The organism is Bradyrhizobium sp. USDA 372 (assembly GCF_053629095.1).
Genome location: NZ_JBRJHR010000001.1, coordinates 4,584,081 through 4,597,831 on the forward strand (window position 1 = coordinate 4,584,081; position 13,751 = coordinate 4,597,831).

General features: G+C 65.6%; 14 protein-coding genes. 7 read left to right on the plus strand and 7 right to left on the minus strand.

Features of this window, described 5'->3' with window-relative positions:
- The first annotated feature begins 134 nt into the window (after positions 1-134).
- Positions 135-938 (plus strand): enoyl-CoA hydratase-related protein, encoded by an 804-nt coding sequence (locus AB7M16_RS21640; RefSeq protein ID WP_453945166.1) that lies wholly within the window; start codon positions 135-137, stop codon positions 936-938.
- 3 nt (positions 939-941) lie between these two features.
- Here the strand turns inward: AB7M16_RS21640 and AB7M16_RS21645 are convergent, their stop codons facing one another.
- Positions 942-1,250 carry a hypothetical protein gene (locus AB7M16_RS21645; RefSeq protein ID WP_453945167.1) on the minus strand — a complete coding sequence of 103 codons (309 nt, stop codon included), beginning with the start codon at positions 1,248-1,250 and terminating at the stop codon, positions 942-944.
- A 76-nt stretch (positions 1,251-1,326) separates the two neighbouring features.
- Here AB7M16_RS21645 and AB7M16_RS21650 point away from each other — a divergent pair, with 76 nt between their 5' ends.
- The 4 genes from AB7M16_RS21650 (at position 1,327) to AB7M16_RS21665 (ending at position 5,606) form a co-directional block, all read left to right on the plus strand.
- A complete protein-coding gene (locus AB7M16_RS21650) occupies positions 1,327-2,694 on the plus strand; it encodes an FAD-dependent oxidoreductase (RefSeq protein ID WP_453945168.1) in 1,368 nt (455 codons plus the stop codon).
- Between the two features lie 30 nt (positions 2,695-2,724).
- Complete coding sequence (locus AB7M16_RS21655) at positions 2,725-3,729, plus strand: ABC transporter substrate-binding protein (protein WP_453945169.1); 1,005 nt, start codon at positions 2,725-2,727, stop codon at positions 3,727-3,729.
- 286 nt (positions 3,730-4,015) lie between these two features.
- Positions 4,016-4,789: an ABC transporter ATP-binding protein gene (locus AB7M16_RS21660; RefSeq protein WP_453945170.1), complete on the plus strand. Its 774-nt coding sequence runs from the start codon at positions 4,016-4,018 to the stop codon at positions 4,787-4,789.
- Positions 4,782-5,606, plus strand: coding sequence for an ABC transporter permease (locus tag AB7M16_RS21665; protein WP_453945171.1), 825 nt, complete (start codon positions 4,782-4,784; stop codon positions 5,604-5,606). The genes AB7M16_RS21660 and AB7M16_RS21665 overlap by 8 nt, the downstream gene beginning before the upstream one ends.
- A gap of 240 nt (positions 5,607-5,846) precedes the next feature.
- Here the strand turns inward: AB7M16_RS21665 and gtdA are convergent, their stop codons facing one another.
- Entirely contained in the window at positions 5,847-6,887 is a 1,041-nt protein-coding gene (gene gtdA / locus AB7M16_RS21670; RefSeq protein ID WP_172786614.1) for a gentisate 1,2-dioxygenase, read from the minus strand.
- Positions 6,888-7,091: 204 nt separating this feature from the next.
- Here gtdA and maiA point away from each other — a divergent pair, with 204 nt between their 5' ends.
- Both maiA and AB7M16_RS21680 read left to right on the plus strand, forming a co-directional pair.
- Positions 7,092-7,724, plus strand: coding sequence for a maleylacetoacetate isomerase (maiA, locus tag AB7M16_RS21675; RefSeq protein ID WP_453945172.1), 633 nt, complete (start codon positions 7,092-7,094; stop codon positions 7,722-7,724).
- Positions 7,714-8,226 (plus strand): MarR family winged helix-turn-helix transcriptional regulator, encoded by a 513-nt coding sequence (locus AB7M16_RS21680; protein WP_172786616.1) that lies wholly within the window; start codon positions 7,714-7,716, stop codon positions 8,224-8,226. The genes maiA and AB7M16_RS21680 overlap by 11 nt, the downstream gene beginning before the upstream one ends.
- Before the next feature lie 152 nt (positions 8,227-8,378).
- Here the strand turns inward: AB7M16_RS21680 and AB7M16_RS21685 are convergent, their stop codons facing one another.
- The 5 genes from AB7M16_RS21685 to AB7M16_RS21705 all read right to left on the minus strand — a co-directional run bounded on the left by AB7M16_RS21685 (position 8,379) and on the right by AB7M16_RS21705 (position 13,644).
- Entirely contained in the window at positions 8,379-9,992 is a 1,614-nt protein-coding gene (locus AB7M16_RS21685; protein ID WP_453945173.1) for a benzoate-CoA ligase family protein, read from the minus strand.
- The gene (locus AB7M16_RS21690) at positions 9,989-11,152 is read right to left on the minus strand and encodes an FAD-dependent monooxygenase (RefSeq protein WP_453945174.1); all 1,164 of its coding nucleotides are present in this window, start codon (positions 11,150-11,152) and stop codon (positions 9,989-9,991) included. Before AB7M16_RS21690 ends, AB7M16_RS21685 begins: the two co-directional genes overlap by 4 nt.
- Before the next feature lie 188 nt (positions 11,153-11,340).
- Positions 11,341-11,556, minus strand: a complete 216-nt coding sequence (locus AB7M16_RS21695) for a hypothetical protein (RefSeq protein ID WP_453945175.1) — start codon at positions 11,554-11,556, stop codon at positions 11,341-11,343.
- A 113-nt stretch (positions 11,557-11,669) separates the two neighbouring features.
- Positions 11,670-12,488, minus strand: a complete 819-nt coding sequence (locus tag AB7M16_RS21700; RefSeq protein WP_453945176.1) for a hypothetical protein — start codon at positions 12,486-12,488, stop codon at positions 11,670-11,672.
- 148 nt (positions 12,489-12,636) lie between these two features.
- Positions 12,637-13,644, minus strand: a complete 1,008-nt coding sequence (locus AB7M16_RS21705) for an NADP-dependent oxidoreductase (RefSeq protein WP_453945177.1) — start codon at positions 13,642-13,644, stop codon at positions 12,637-12,639.
- Positions 13,645-13,751 lie beyond the last annotated feature (107 nt).

Sequence of the window (13,751 nt, forward strand, 5' to 3'; positions counted from 1 at the left end):
ATCCCGTGGTGTCGCCCGCAGCCAGCATGACACAAGCCGCCATGCGATGGACGCGGCCGCCCTACGCCGGAAAGATATGGATCACGGCACGCGCCCTCGGCCATAGTGCGGGGCAAACAACCGGAGGACCGCCGATGACTGCCAGCCCCGTCCTGTGGAGCCTCGATGAACGCGGGGTTGCGACCGTCACGTTGAACCGGCCCGAGGTCAACAATGCCTATGACGGCGCGCTGATCTCAGGCGTGCTCGCGGCCATGGACGACCTCGGCAGCAAGCCCAATCTGCGCGTCGTCGTGCTCCGGGGCAACGGCAAGCACTTCCAGGCCGGTGCCGATCTCAAATGGATCAACAGCGTGCGGCCGCAATCGGCTGAGGCCAATGAAGCGGCCTCGCGGGCGACGTTCGAAGCCGTGCAGCGGCTCAACACGTTGCCGATTCCCACCGTCGCGCTGGTGCAGGGCGGCTGCTTCGGGGGCGGTACCGGCGTCATCGCGGCCTGCGACGTTGTGATTGCCGCCGACAACGCCCTGTTCTCGATCACCGAGGTGCGCTGGGGCCTGACCGCCGCGATCATCATCCCGCAGCTCTGCGATGCCATCGGCGTCCGCCAGGTCCGTCGCTACGCGCTGACCGGCGAACGCTTCGGCGCCGAAGATGCCCGCCGCATCGGCCTCGTCCACGAGGTGGTGCCGCTCGCCGATCTCGATGCCGCAGGCGTCAAGGTGGTCGAGCAGCTGCTCGCCAACGGACCCGAGGCGATGGCCGAGACCAAGCGACTCGCGCTGGAGAGCTCGTTCGGCGGCATGGCGGTGGACGATGCGGCGTATACGCGGCTCGTGCAATTGCACTCGCTCAAGCGCCAGAGCGCCGAGGCGGCGGAAGGGCTTGCGTCGTTCGCAGAGAAACGGGCGGCGAACTGGGGCGGTGGCAAAGGTTAGGCGTCAGCAGCCGCGGCAGATATTGTTGATGCTGCGGTAGACGGCGTCGTCGTCCTGGCGCAATTGGCGCAGCGTTTCGAGCGTCGTGCTCTCAGCCGCCGGCGCGGCCGGCTTGCGCTTCGCTGCCAGCTCTTCCTCCTGCTGCTTGTAGCAGGCCTCGCGGTCGGCCTTGGCCGGGATGAAGCGGCAGTTTTGCTCCACGGCTGCGGCGGGAGCGGCCGAGAGCGCGAGGGCAATAGAAGCGGCGAAGCAGTACCTGACGATGATCGAATTCATGGCCGCACTTGTCTCAGGTTCACCGATGGCGAGCAACCGCGATCTTGCGGGCATGAGGACCGCCGGCTAAGTCGTGATCCAGTTCGAACCAGATTCCGGGAAGGAACGCGCCATGCCGGCCATGACGATCGATGAACCAGCGCGCAAAGTACCGCTCTATGGCGAGTATGAAGTCGTCGTGCTCGGCGGCGGGCCGGCCGGCATCGTGGCGGCAGCCGCAGCGGCGCGCGCCGGGCGGAAGACGTTGCTGATCGAGCGCTACGGCTTTCTCGGCGGCATGGGCACCGCGGCCGGCGTCACCAACTTCTGCGGCCTGCACGGCAATGTCCATGGCGAGCACCGGCGGCTGGTGCAGGGCCTGGCCTCGGAGCTATTGGCGCGGATCGATCGCTTGAACGGTCTCAACGCGCCGCATCTGATCCTGGGCAAGGTCTATGCCCAGGCCTACGACACCGCCGCCTACAAGATCGCGGCCGACGAGCTGCTGGCTAGCCACAAGGTGAATATCCTGTTCCATGCCCTCGGCGCCGGCGTCGTCATGGCGGACGAGCGTCGCATCGACGCGATGCTGGTCGAGACCAAGGCCGGCCGCCAGGCGGTGCGCGCGGAGATCTTCATCGACTGTTCCGGCGACGGCGATCTCGCCGAGTGGGCCGGCGCGCCGTTCGAGATCGGCGACGAGCATGGCCATCCGCTCTATCCCTCGATGATGCTGCGTCTCAACGGCATCGATCCCGCCAAGGCCGGCGAGGCCTGGCGCACCATTCCGCAATTGATGGAGAAGGCGATCGCCGCCGGCACGCACAGATTTCCGCGGAAAAGCGCGATCGTGCGGCCGCAGAAATCCGGCATCGAATGGCGGGTGAATTTCACCCAAGTGCCGCGCGAGGATGGTCACGCCATCAACGGAATCGAGCCCGACGATCTCACCCGCGGCGAGATCGAGGGGCGCAAGCAGGCGCTCGCCGCGTACGAATTCCTGCGCAGCGCGGTGCCGGGTTTTGAGAATTCCTACATCGTCGACCTGCCGCCACAGCTCGGCATCCGCGAGACTCGCCGCATCAAAGGCGGCTACCAGCTCAGCGGCGAGGACGTGCTTCGCTGTGCCTCGTTCGCGGATTCCATCGGCGTCAACGGCTGGCCGATCGAGGCTCATGTGCCCGGCGACGTCGTCTTCACCTTCCCGCCGATCCCGGAATCGCGCGGCTACAACGAGCTGCCGTACCGGATGCTGGTCCCTGAAGGCGTCGACAATCTCCTGGTCGCCGGCCGCTGTGCCTCGATGACCCATGAGGGACAGTCGGCGGCGCGGGTCTCCGGTGCCTGCTTCGCGATGGGTGAAGCCGCCGGTTCCGCCGCCGCGCTGGCGCTGTCCGGAAACCGGATTCCACGCGAAATCCCCATTGAAAAATTGCAGGAAACGTTGAAACAACAGGGCGCCTTCATCGGAGGGGACCAGGCGGTGCCCGAAGGCCTGTAACGCACTGCAAGACAAAGCGGAGGAAACGGGATGATCGGGATTGCGCGGCTCGCGGTAGCGGGCCTGATGGCGATCATGGCAATGGGCACGGCGCGGGCCGAGGATGCGCTGAAAGCCAAGATCGGCGTGCTCCGCCTGTCTTCGTCGGCGCCGGTCTTCATCGCGGTGGACAAGGGCTATTTCCGGGAGGCCGGCTTGGAGGTCGAGCTGAAGTTCTTCGACGCAGCGCAGCCGATTGCGGTCGCCACCACCTCGGGCGACGTCGATTTCGGCGTCACCGCCTTCACCGCCGGGCTCTACAATCTCGCCGGCAAGGGAGTGCTGAAGGTGATCGGCGGCATGAGCCGCGAGAAGCCCGGCTACCCCTTGATCGGCTATTTCGCCAGCAACAACGCCTATGCGAGCGGCCTGAAGACGCCGAAGGACCTCGCCGGCAAGCGCGTGGCGATGACGCAGGTCGGATCGAGCTTCCACTATTCGCTCGGCCTGCTCGCCGACAAATACGGCTTCAAGCTAGCGGACGTGAAGATCGTGCCGCTGCAATCGCTGTCGAATGCCGCCGCCGCGCTCAAGGGCGAGACCGTCGATGCCGCCTTGCTCCCGATCTCGACCGCGCGAAAGCTGATGGACGAGGGTGGCGCGAAATTTTTGGGCTGGGTCGGCGACGAGACGCCGTGGCAGCTGGGCGCGGTATTCGCGTCGCCGAAGACGCTGGCCAACAAGGCGCTGGTGACGAAATTCCTCGGCGTGCTCGCGAAAGCCGACCGCGAATATCACGACGTCATCCTCGCCGCGATGAAGGACGGTGTCGCCCCGATCAACGACAAGACCAGGCCGCTGCTGGAGATCATCGCCAAGTACACCAACCTGCCGGTCGAGCAGGTGGTCGGCAACTGCGCCTATATCGATCCCGAGGGCAAGCTCGACGTGAAGAACGTCGACAACCAGATCAAATGGCTGCAGGAGCAGGGCTTTGCCGACAAGGGCTTTGATGCGGATGCGATCATTGTGAAGGAATTCGTGAAGGCGGATTGATGCTGATGATGCAGTCTCTCGCCGCCGGCTATCTGCCACCCTCCCCTGGAGGGGGAGGGTCGATCGCACCGGCGATGCGCAGCATCGTCCGGAGCGAGCGGGGTGGGGTGAGCCACGGCGGCGGTCTGTCCGTCGTTCGCTCAAACTCTTCGCGGGAAGTTCGAGAGCAAGCGCTGTCAGTATCCTTGCGGATGGACCTTCACCCCACCCCGGTTTGCATTTTGCTTCGCTGCATGCAAACCGACCCTCCCCCTCCAGGGGAGGGTGAAGAAAGCGCGCTCATCGCATGGACCTGATCGCCAACCACATCACCCATCGCTTCGGCGATCTCGCCGTGCTCGACGACGTCTCTTTCACCGTCGGTGCCGGCGAGGTGGTGGCGATCGTGGGGCCCTCCGGCTGCGGCAAGAGCACGCTGCTGTCGATCCTCGGCGGGCTGTTGCAGCCGACCTCGGGCGCGCCGGAGCTGCGCGGCGCGCCGCCGGCGGATAGTCTCAATCCGCTGACCTTCGTGTTCCAGGACTTTGCGCTGCTGCCCTGGGCCACGGTCGAGGAAAACGTCGAATTCCCGCTGCTGCACACCCAGCTCTCGGCCGCGCAGCGCCGCGCCCTGGTCGAGGATGCGCTGCGCCGCACCGGCCTCACCGATTTTCGCCGGACCTATCCCAAGCAGCTCTCCGGCGGCATGCGCCAGCGCGTCGGCATCTCGCGCGCGCTTGCGGTGAGGCCCGCGATCCTCTTGATGGACGAGCCGCTGTCGGCGCTGGATTCGCAGACTCGCGAGCTGCTGATGGAGGATTTCATCCGCCTGCTCGCCGATGGCGGCATGGGCGCGGTCTACGTCACCCACAATCTCGAAGAGGCGGCGCGGCTCGCCGACCGCATCGTGGTGCTGTCGCGGCGGCCCGGCCGCATCCGCGAGGTCGTCACCGTGCCGATGACGCGCGCGGCGCGCGGCGAAGCGGCGGCGCGCGAAAAACTGCTGGCGCTGCAGAATCAGATCTGGTCGCTGATCCGCAACGAGGCGATCGATGCCGAGCGCGAGGTCCAGCATGCTTGACCGCGCGGCAACGGACACGACGGCCAAGAACGAACCGACGCGGCGCGTCCGCTTTCGTGGTGCGGGCTTCGTGCCTGCGTCGAGCCGGTTTGGCGGCTGGATCGCGCTCGGCCTCGTCATCGCGATCTGGCAAGCCGCCGGCAGCGCCGGCCTCGTCAATGCGCTGTTTCTGCCGACCCCCTCTGCGATTGTCCGCGCGATCTATCAGCTCGCGGTCTCCGGCGCACTGTGGCAGCATGTTACGGCCTCGCTGCTGCGGATCGGCGTCGGCTGGCTCGTGGGAACGGCGGCCGGCGTCGCCGTCGGCTTTGCCATCGGCCTGTCGCGCCTCGCGCGCAGCGTCGGCATCACCTTCATATCGGCGCTGTTTCCGATCCCGAAGATTGCGCTGCTGCCGCTGCTCATTCTCTGGCTCGGCATCGGCGAGGAGCCGAAGATCGCGACGATTGCGCTCGGGGTGTTCTTCTCGACCGCGATCTCGGTCTATAGCGGCGTCGATGCCGTGCCACGCAACCTGATCCGCATGGCGCAGAGCTTCAACGTCCCCTTCGCCACCATCGTGCGCAAGGTGATCTGGCCGGGCGCGCTGCCGGCGATCCTCGCCGGCTTCCGCATCACCGCCTCCGTCGCGCTGCTGCTCGTCGTCAGCGCCGAGATGATCGGCGCCCAATACGGCATCGGCGCCTTCGTGCTGCAGGCCGGCAATCTGATGCAGACCGATCAGCTGCTCGCGGGCGTCGTGATCCTGTCGGTGTTCGGCCTCGCAGTGGGCAAGGTGATCGGCTGGCTGGAGACGCGGCTGTTGCACTGGCGGTAGCGGCATTCACCGCTGCAGTAGGGTGGGCAAAGCGAAGCGTGCCCACGATTCCTTCACGCGTCGCGAAGACGTGGGCACGGCGCGTTGCGCCTTTGCCCACCCTACGAGACTGTTGAACTGGAGGTAGCCAACCGTCATTGCGAGGAGCTTTTGCGACGAAGCAATCCAGATTCTCTCCGCGGAGGGATTCTGGATTGCTTCGCTTCGCTCGCAATGACGATGTGGTTGGCAGTGCGACCGTCACGCGTTCCCGCGATCTTCCCGAAACAGATCCAGCTTCTGCTGCACCGGCCGGTCCGAGAAGCTGAACAGCACGGCGTCCTCATCCGCCTCGTGCGTGACCCAGTGCCAGCTCGGCACCACGAACAGATCGCGCGGCCCCCATTCGAACACGGTATCGCCGATGCGGCTGCGGCCGCGGCCCTCGATCGGGCAGAACACCGTTGCGTCCGTCGAACGATAGCGCGCGGTGCCAAAACCCTTCGGCAGCAGCTGGATGAAGGTGCCGATGGTCGGCATGGCGAAATCGCCGGTCTCGGGGTTGCTGAATTTCAGCTTGAGGCCGTGGCAGGCGTCCCATTCCTGGCTCGTCCTGGCCTTCTCCAGCGCCTCGCGCGTGTAGGCATAGGGATAGCTGAAGATGGGTGAGGTCTTCGAGCTCCGCTTCACATCGACGGGCAAGAGGTTGTGGCCATAGCGGGCAAAGCTGTCGCCCGGGGGCTTCGTGATCTTCTGCTGATCTTCCATCGAGCCTTCGGCAAAGGAGCAGTCGAAAAACTGCACCAGCGGGATGTCGAGGCCGTCGAGCCAGAACATCGGCTGATCGGTCTCGTTGGAATGATCGTGCCAGGTCATCGAAGGCGTGATGATGAAGTCGCCCGGCTCCATCGCGGTGCGCTCGCCGTCGACCGCGGTGTGGGCGCCTTTTCCTTCGAGCACGAAGCGCAGCGCCGACTGGCTGTGGCGATGCGCGGGCGCGACGTCGCCGGGCACCACCATCTGCACGCCGGCATAGAGCGAGGTCGTGATCTTGGATTGCCCGCGCAGTCCCGGGTTCTCCAGCACCAGCACGCGCCGCTCGGCCTCTTTGGCGGTGATGAGCTTGCCGGCCTCGGTCATGTAGTCGCGGATGACGTCGAACTTCCAGAGGTGCGGCCGGCAGGCGCTCTTCGGCTCCGGCGTGATCAGGTCACTCATCACCGTCCACAGCGCGGTGAGGTTTTCGCCGTCGATCTTCTTGTAGAACGCCTCGCGTTCCGGCGTCTTGGTCACGGCTTCCATGGTTGCGGCTCCCGATCGTTTTGTTGATTGACAGTATACTGAGGATCTAGGTAGCGTCAACTTGACGAACGACACACAAGATCGTGTCATTCCGGGGCGCGCCGCAAGGCGCGAGCCCGGAATCCATACTCCCGATCGTGGTTATGGATTCCGGGCTCGACGCTGGCGCGTCGCCCCGGAATGACAAAAGCAGGGAGGCTCTCCATGAAGCTGCACGGCTATTTCCGCTCCAGCGCTGCTTACCGCGTGCGGATCGCGCTGAACCTCAAGGGGCTCGGCGCCGAGCATCTGCCGCATCATTTGCGCAAGGGCGAGCAATGCGCACCCTCTTATCTCGCCATCAATCCGCAGGGCCTGGTGCCGGCGCTGGAGGACGATGCGGGTGGCGTGCTGACGCAATCGGTGGCGATCATCGAATGGCTCGACGAGACCCATCCCAATCCGCCACTGCTGCCGAAGGATCCGCTGCGCCGCGCCAAGGTGCGCGCCTTCGCGCTGGCGATCGCCTGCGACACCCATCCGGTGCAGAACCTGAAAGTGCTGGCGCGGCTGCGCGAGCTCGGCCTGCCCGAGGAGAAGGTCCAGGGCTGGGCCGCCTGGGTCAATCGCGAGGGCCTGTCGGCCTGCGAGACGCTGATCAAGGCCGAGCCGGGTCCGTTCTGCTTCGGCGATGCGCCGACGCTGGCCGATCTCTGCCTCGTGCCGCAGCTCGGCAATGCGCGCCGCTTCGGCGTCGACGTCTCCGCCTATCCGCACCTGCTCCAGGCCGAGGCTGCCGCCAAGGCGCTGGCGGCGTTTGCCGATGCCGCACCGGAGAAGCAGCCCGATGCCGAGTAAGCCGCCCCCTCCGATCACGATCGACGCGGTCTATGCCGCGCCGGGCTATCTGTTCCGGCGCATGCAGCAGATCGCGGTCTCGATCTTCATGGAGGAGTGCAAGGCGTTCGACCTCACTCCGGTGCAATATGCGGCGCTGGTCGCAATCCACACCCATCCCGGCATCGATGCGACGCGGCTGTCGGCGGTGATCGCCTTCGACCGCTCGACGCTCGGCAGCGTGATCGAACGTCTCCAGGCCAAGGCCTATATCGAGCGCAGGCCGGCACCCGAGGACAAGCGGATCAAGCTGCTCTATCTGACCAAGTCGGGCGCTGCGATCCTGCGCGAGATCATTCCCGCCGTGGAGCGTGCGCAGGAGCGGATGCTGGAGCCTCTCAAGCCCGCCGACCGCAAGGCGCTGATGAGCCTGCTGGCGCAGCTGGTCGATCTCAACAACGAAGCATCACGAGTGCCGCTGCGCGCGGAGGACGCGCTGGAACATCTTGGGAAGGCGGGGTGAGGGGGCGCCCCGGCCCAGCCCAGCGCGCGATCTCGTAGGGTGGGCAAAGGCGCGCTTGCGCCGTGCCCACGATTTCTCTCCTATTTTGCAATGGTGGGCACGCTTCGCTTTGCCCACCCTACGATTGCGGTGAGTGTGGCAACGCCGTCGCCTCACATCCTCAGCAACGCCTGCCGATCGATCTTCCCCGTGCCGGTCTTCGGCAGCTCGTCGATGAAAATCACCTCTCGCGGATATTTGTACGGCAGCAGCTTGCCCTTCACATAGTCCTGCAGCCTGCGCGTCGCATCACTCTGGTTCACCGCGCGGTTGTTCATCACCACCACCGCCTTCAGCGTCATGCGACGGTCCGGCAGCTCGGCGGCGAACACGGCGCATTCGCGGATGTCGGGGTGATCGGCGAGGCACAGCTCGACCTCGAGCGGATAGACCCACTGGCCGGAGATCTTGATGAGATCGTCGGCGCGGCCGCGGAAGAAGTGGAAGCCGTCGGCATCCCGCACGAAGCGGTCGCCGGTGTAGATCCAGCCGCCCTCGCGAATGGTCTCCGCGGACTTGTCAGGCCGGTTCCAGTACAGCGGCGTGTTGGAATCGCCGCGGACCCAGAGAATCCCTTCCTCGTTGTCGCCGACGTCGCGGCCGTCCTTGTCGCGCAGCGCGACCTCGTAGCCGGGGACGCGCAGGCCCGCGGCGCCGAGCTTCTTCTGCTCGGGCTGGTTGGAGAGATAGATGTGCAGCACCTCGGTCGAACCGAGGCCTTCGACGATTTCGAGCCCCGTGAGCGTCTTCCAGCCGTTGAAGACCTCGGCCGAGAGCACCTCGGCGGCGGAGAGCGCCATGCGCAGCGACGAGAAATCCGTCTTGTCCGCCCCTTCGGCCTTGGTCAGCGCGGTGTACAGCGTCGGCAGGCCGAAGAAGACCGTGGGCTTGTATTGCTCGATCGCCGCGAAGATCGACGCCGGCTTCGGCTGCCCCGGCAGCAGCAGCGTTGCGGCGCCGGCCGAGAACGGGAAGGTGACGGAATTGCCGAAGCCGTAGGCGAAGAAGATCTTCGGCACCGAGAAGCAGATGTCATCAGGCGTCAGCTTCAGCACGTTCCGCGCAAAGGCGGCTTCGCTATAGGCCATGTCGTGCTGCAGGTGCACGATGCCCTTGGGCCGTCCGGTCGAACCGGAGGAGTACATCCAGAACGCCATTTCGTCGCGCTGCGTTGCCGCTTCCGCCAGCTCAGCAGGGAATTGCGCGAGCCAGCTCGCCGCCGCGAGCGCCCGCGGCGCCGCGTGCTCGCCGGCCGCGCCATTGGCGACGATCAGCGTATGCAGCTTCGTCTCCTTGCAAGCCTCCGCATCGAAGCGCGCCGCGAACTCGGCATCCACCACCGCGACAGTCGCGCCGGAATCGGCGAGATAGAATTGCAGGAGGTCCGGCGGCGTCAGCGTGTTGATCAGCAGCGGCACGAAGCCGGCGCGCACCGCGCCGAAGAAGGCGGCGGGGTAGGCCGGCGTGTCGTCGAGAAACAACAGCACGCGGTCGCCGCGCGCAAGGCCAAGCGAGGCGAGACCGTTGCCCCAGCGGCAGGCCTCCGCGCAGAGCTCGGCGTAAGTGCGCGTGCCTGCAGGGCCCAGGAGCGCGAGCTTTTCGCCGCGGCCCTTGCCGAGATTGTCGAACAGCACACGGCTGGCATTGTAAATTTCAGGAACGGCAAAGCCGATCTCGCGCGCCCCCTCGCTGTCCGCCGGCACCTGGTCACGGATGTCATGTCTCATGCCGCATCTCCGCCGTTGGCTTCGGCGTTGCCTCCGCCGTTCTTGGCCGTCTCGTAGCGCGCCATGAAGGCCGGCGACATCGCCCGCAGCCGGGAATCGTCGATGCGGCCGGAGCGGGTGATATAGCTGTAGGCGAAGTCCATCAGGGGAAGCTTCATGTGCTCGGCGAAATGTTCGTACCAGAATGCACTGGTGCGCGCGGCGTTGACGAGCTTCTGCACGATGGGCTTGCGCGCGGCCTGATAGCGATGCAGCGCGGTCGCAAGATGCGCATCCGATTCCAGCGCCTTGACGAGGGCGATGGCGTCCTCGATCGCGAGCCGCGTGCCCGAGCCGATCGAGAAATGCGCGGAATGCAGGGCATCGCCGAGCAGCACCATGTTCTTGAACGACCAGTGCTCGTTCCAGACCCAGGGAAAATTGCGCCAGACCGATTTGTTGGAGACGAGGCAATGGCCGCCGAGCGTGTCGGCGAACACCTCCTCGCAGACGCCCTTGGACTGCTCGACGTCCTTGTAGGCGAAACCATAGGCCTGCCAGGTGGCGTGATCGCATTCGACCAGGAAGGTGCTCATGGTCGGCGAATAGCGGTAGTGATGGGCGTTGAAGACGCCGCGCTCGGTCTTCACGAAGGTCTGCGACAGCGTGTCGAAGCGTTTCGAGGTGCCGTACCAAACGAACTTGTTGGATGAGTAGGACAGCGAGGTGCCGAAATCGCCCTCATAGGCGCGCCGCACCAGCGAGTTCAGCCCGTCGGCGGCGACGATCAGATCGTGGCCGTTGAGCTGGTCGATCGCCTGGATCTGCGTGTCGAAGCGCGGGGTGACGCCGACGTCGAACGCGCGCTGCTGCAGGAACTTGAGCAGCTCCAGCCGGCCGATCGAGGAGAAGCCGACGCCGTCGATGGCGACGCTGTCGCCATGCAGGTTCAGCGTGATGTTCTCCCAGCTCTCCATGTGCGGGGCGATCGCATCGACCGTCTCGGGGTCGTCGGTGCGCAGGAACTCCAGCGCCTGTTCGGAGAACACGACGCCAAAGCCCCAGGTCGCGTCGGCCGGGTTCTGTTCGAACAGGTCGACCTGATCCTCGGGGTGACGCTTCTTCCAGAGATAGGCGAAGTAGAGCCCACCGGGCCCCCCGCCAATCACGGCGATCCGCAACGTCTGCCTCCCTAATTGACAGTATACTTACTATCTAGGGGTAGACTAATGTGCTCCGGCGTCCAGCGCCAGCGGAATTATCGCCAGTGCGTGGCACGCCAAAGCCCGTTATCCGGACGCGCGTTTTGCGGATCCGAAACCGTCAGGCGCGAATCATAGCCAACCCGGGGCGGATTGGCCACCGGGGGTCAGACGCAGCGCTTCACATAGACCCCGTTCACCAGAACTCTGGTGCAGCGGACCACCGGCACGGGCTTGCGGACGACCACGGCCGCATTCGGGCCGGCGCAGCCGGCGCGAGCCACGCCGCGGGCGCACACCACCGCATTGGCGTCAGTGGCCTCGAAGGTCATGGTGGCGGCGAAAGCGAAGAGCGCAGAAGCAACGAGCAGCAATGAACGCATGTTGTTCTCCCGGGGCTTGTCGTGATCGAAGCTGCGTCTGAAGAAAGTATCTGTGTCAGCGTGCGCGCATCCGGTCGCGTACGCCGCAATTCATCTTTCGTGCTGCGTCCGCCTTATCTGGCCGCGAAAGGTGCGAGCACCTCCTTGCAGGCCGGCGAGAGCGATGCCGCCCGGTTGGAAATGCATTGGATGATCCGGCCGCCGCCGGGCGCCACGCCGGCGCAGAGGGTGCGGATGTCGGCGCCGCAGGCCGACCGCGCGATGAACAGCTCTTCGCGCGGCAGCAAGGGCCGCAGCACGATGACGGCAGGTGCCGCGGCAGGCGCTGCCGCTGCTGCCGGTGCAGCACCGGACGCAGGCGGGGTCGCTCCGCCACCGAAAGCCGCATTGATAGCCTTGGCGCAGCCCGCCGACACCTTCGCCTTGTTCTTCTCCAGGCATTCGACCGCGGGCGCGCCGCCCGGCGGCACGCTGGCGCAGACCTTGGGGTAATCGCCGCGGCAGGCGCCCTTGATCGCGGACACCTGCGCGGGGCTCGGCTGCTTTGCTGTTGCTGCCTTCGGCGCGGCTGCCGCTGCCGGCTTGGCTGTGGGCTCGGCGGCGGGCGCCGCTTCCGTCTTTGCGGGCTCAGACTTGGCCGGTTCAGATTTGGCGGGCGCCGCTTCGGTCTTCGGCGCGGCGGCCTGCTCGACCGCGCGAACGGCAGCCTGGCACCCCGACGACAGGCTCGACATGTTCTTGGCGAGGCATTGAACCGCCTCCACTCCGCCGGGCGTCACGCTCGAGCAATGCGCCATGTAGTCGGAGCGGCATGCGGACCGGATGGCGTTCTTCTCGGCCTCGGTCTGCGCGAACGCTCCTGTTGCACTTGCGAAGAGTGCCGTCGCCAGCAACGCGGTGCGCGCCGATGCATGTTTCAACGTGTTGAACATTTGCATGAATTCCTGCCCGGTCGGGAATGCCGACTATTTTTGAAAAGATATGCAAGCGCAATCGTCGCGAGGGTCAGCTCGCGAGCGGCATCTTTGGCCGCTTTGGCCTCTACCGCAAGTGGATAATGTCGCCGCAATCGCGACGCGACTAGGTCGTCAGTCTCACCATGCGCTTGCCGCGGTTCTCGCCTGCAAGCAATCCGATCAGCGCTTTCGGCGTGTTCTGAAGTCCGTCGAGAATGTCCTCCTGCACCTTGAGCTTGCCGGATTTCACCCAGGCCTGGAGATCGGCCAGCGCGCGCTCGCTGTCCTTCATGTAGTCCATCACGATGAAGCCCTGCATGGTCAGCCGCTTCACCACGATCAGGCCGGGCACGCCGCGCGGCCCATGTGCAGACGGCGCGCCGTCATATTGCGAGATCGCGCCACAGCAGGCGATGCGGCCGTAATTGTTCATCTGGGGCAGGCAGGCTTCGAGAATGTCGCCGCCGACATTGTCGAAATAGACGTCGATGCCCTTGGGCGCAGCCGCGCGCAACGCCTTGAACACCGCGCCGTCCTTGTAATCGACGGCGGCATCGAAACCGAGCTCGGAGGTCAGCCAGCGGCACTTGTCGACGCCGCCGGCGATGCCGATGACGCGGCAGCCCTTGATCTTGGCGATCTGTCCGACGATCGAGCCGACCGATCCCGCGGCCGCCGAGACCACGACCGTCTCGCCCTCCTTGGGCTTGCCGACCTCCAGCAGGCCGAAATAGGCGGTGAGGCCGGCGATGCCGAACACGCTGAGCAGATGCGTCATCGGCTCGAGCTTCGGCATCTTGGTCAGATGCTTCGCCGGCACCGCGGCAAACTCCTGCCAGCCGGTGTCGCCGAACACGATGTCACCGGGCGCAAGCCCTGGCGCTTTTGAGCTGACGACTTCGGCGATGGCGCCGCCGGCCATCACGCTGTTGGCCTCGACGGCCGAACGATAGGTCGCGCCGTGCATCCAGGCGCGGTTGGCTGCGTCGAGCGAGATGTATCGCACGCGCAGCAAAGCCTCGCCGTCCTTCGGCTCCGGCATCGTGCCGTCGATCATCTTGAAATGTTCAGGACCGAGCTTGCCGCTGGGCTTTTCCACCAGCAGAATCTGGCGATTGGTGTTGCCGCTCATGGCGTTTCCCTCTTCATTCGTTTGACGATTATTGGTGCAGCCGCCGCAAAGAAAACGTGCAAGCCGCATGTGTTGTGCGCTGCACGAAGGCTAGATCGCGCGCTGGC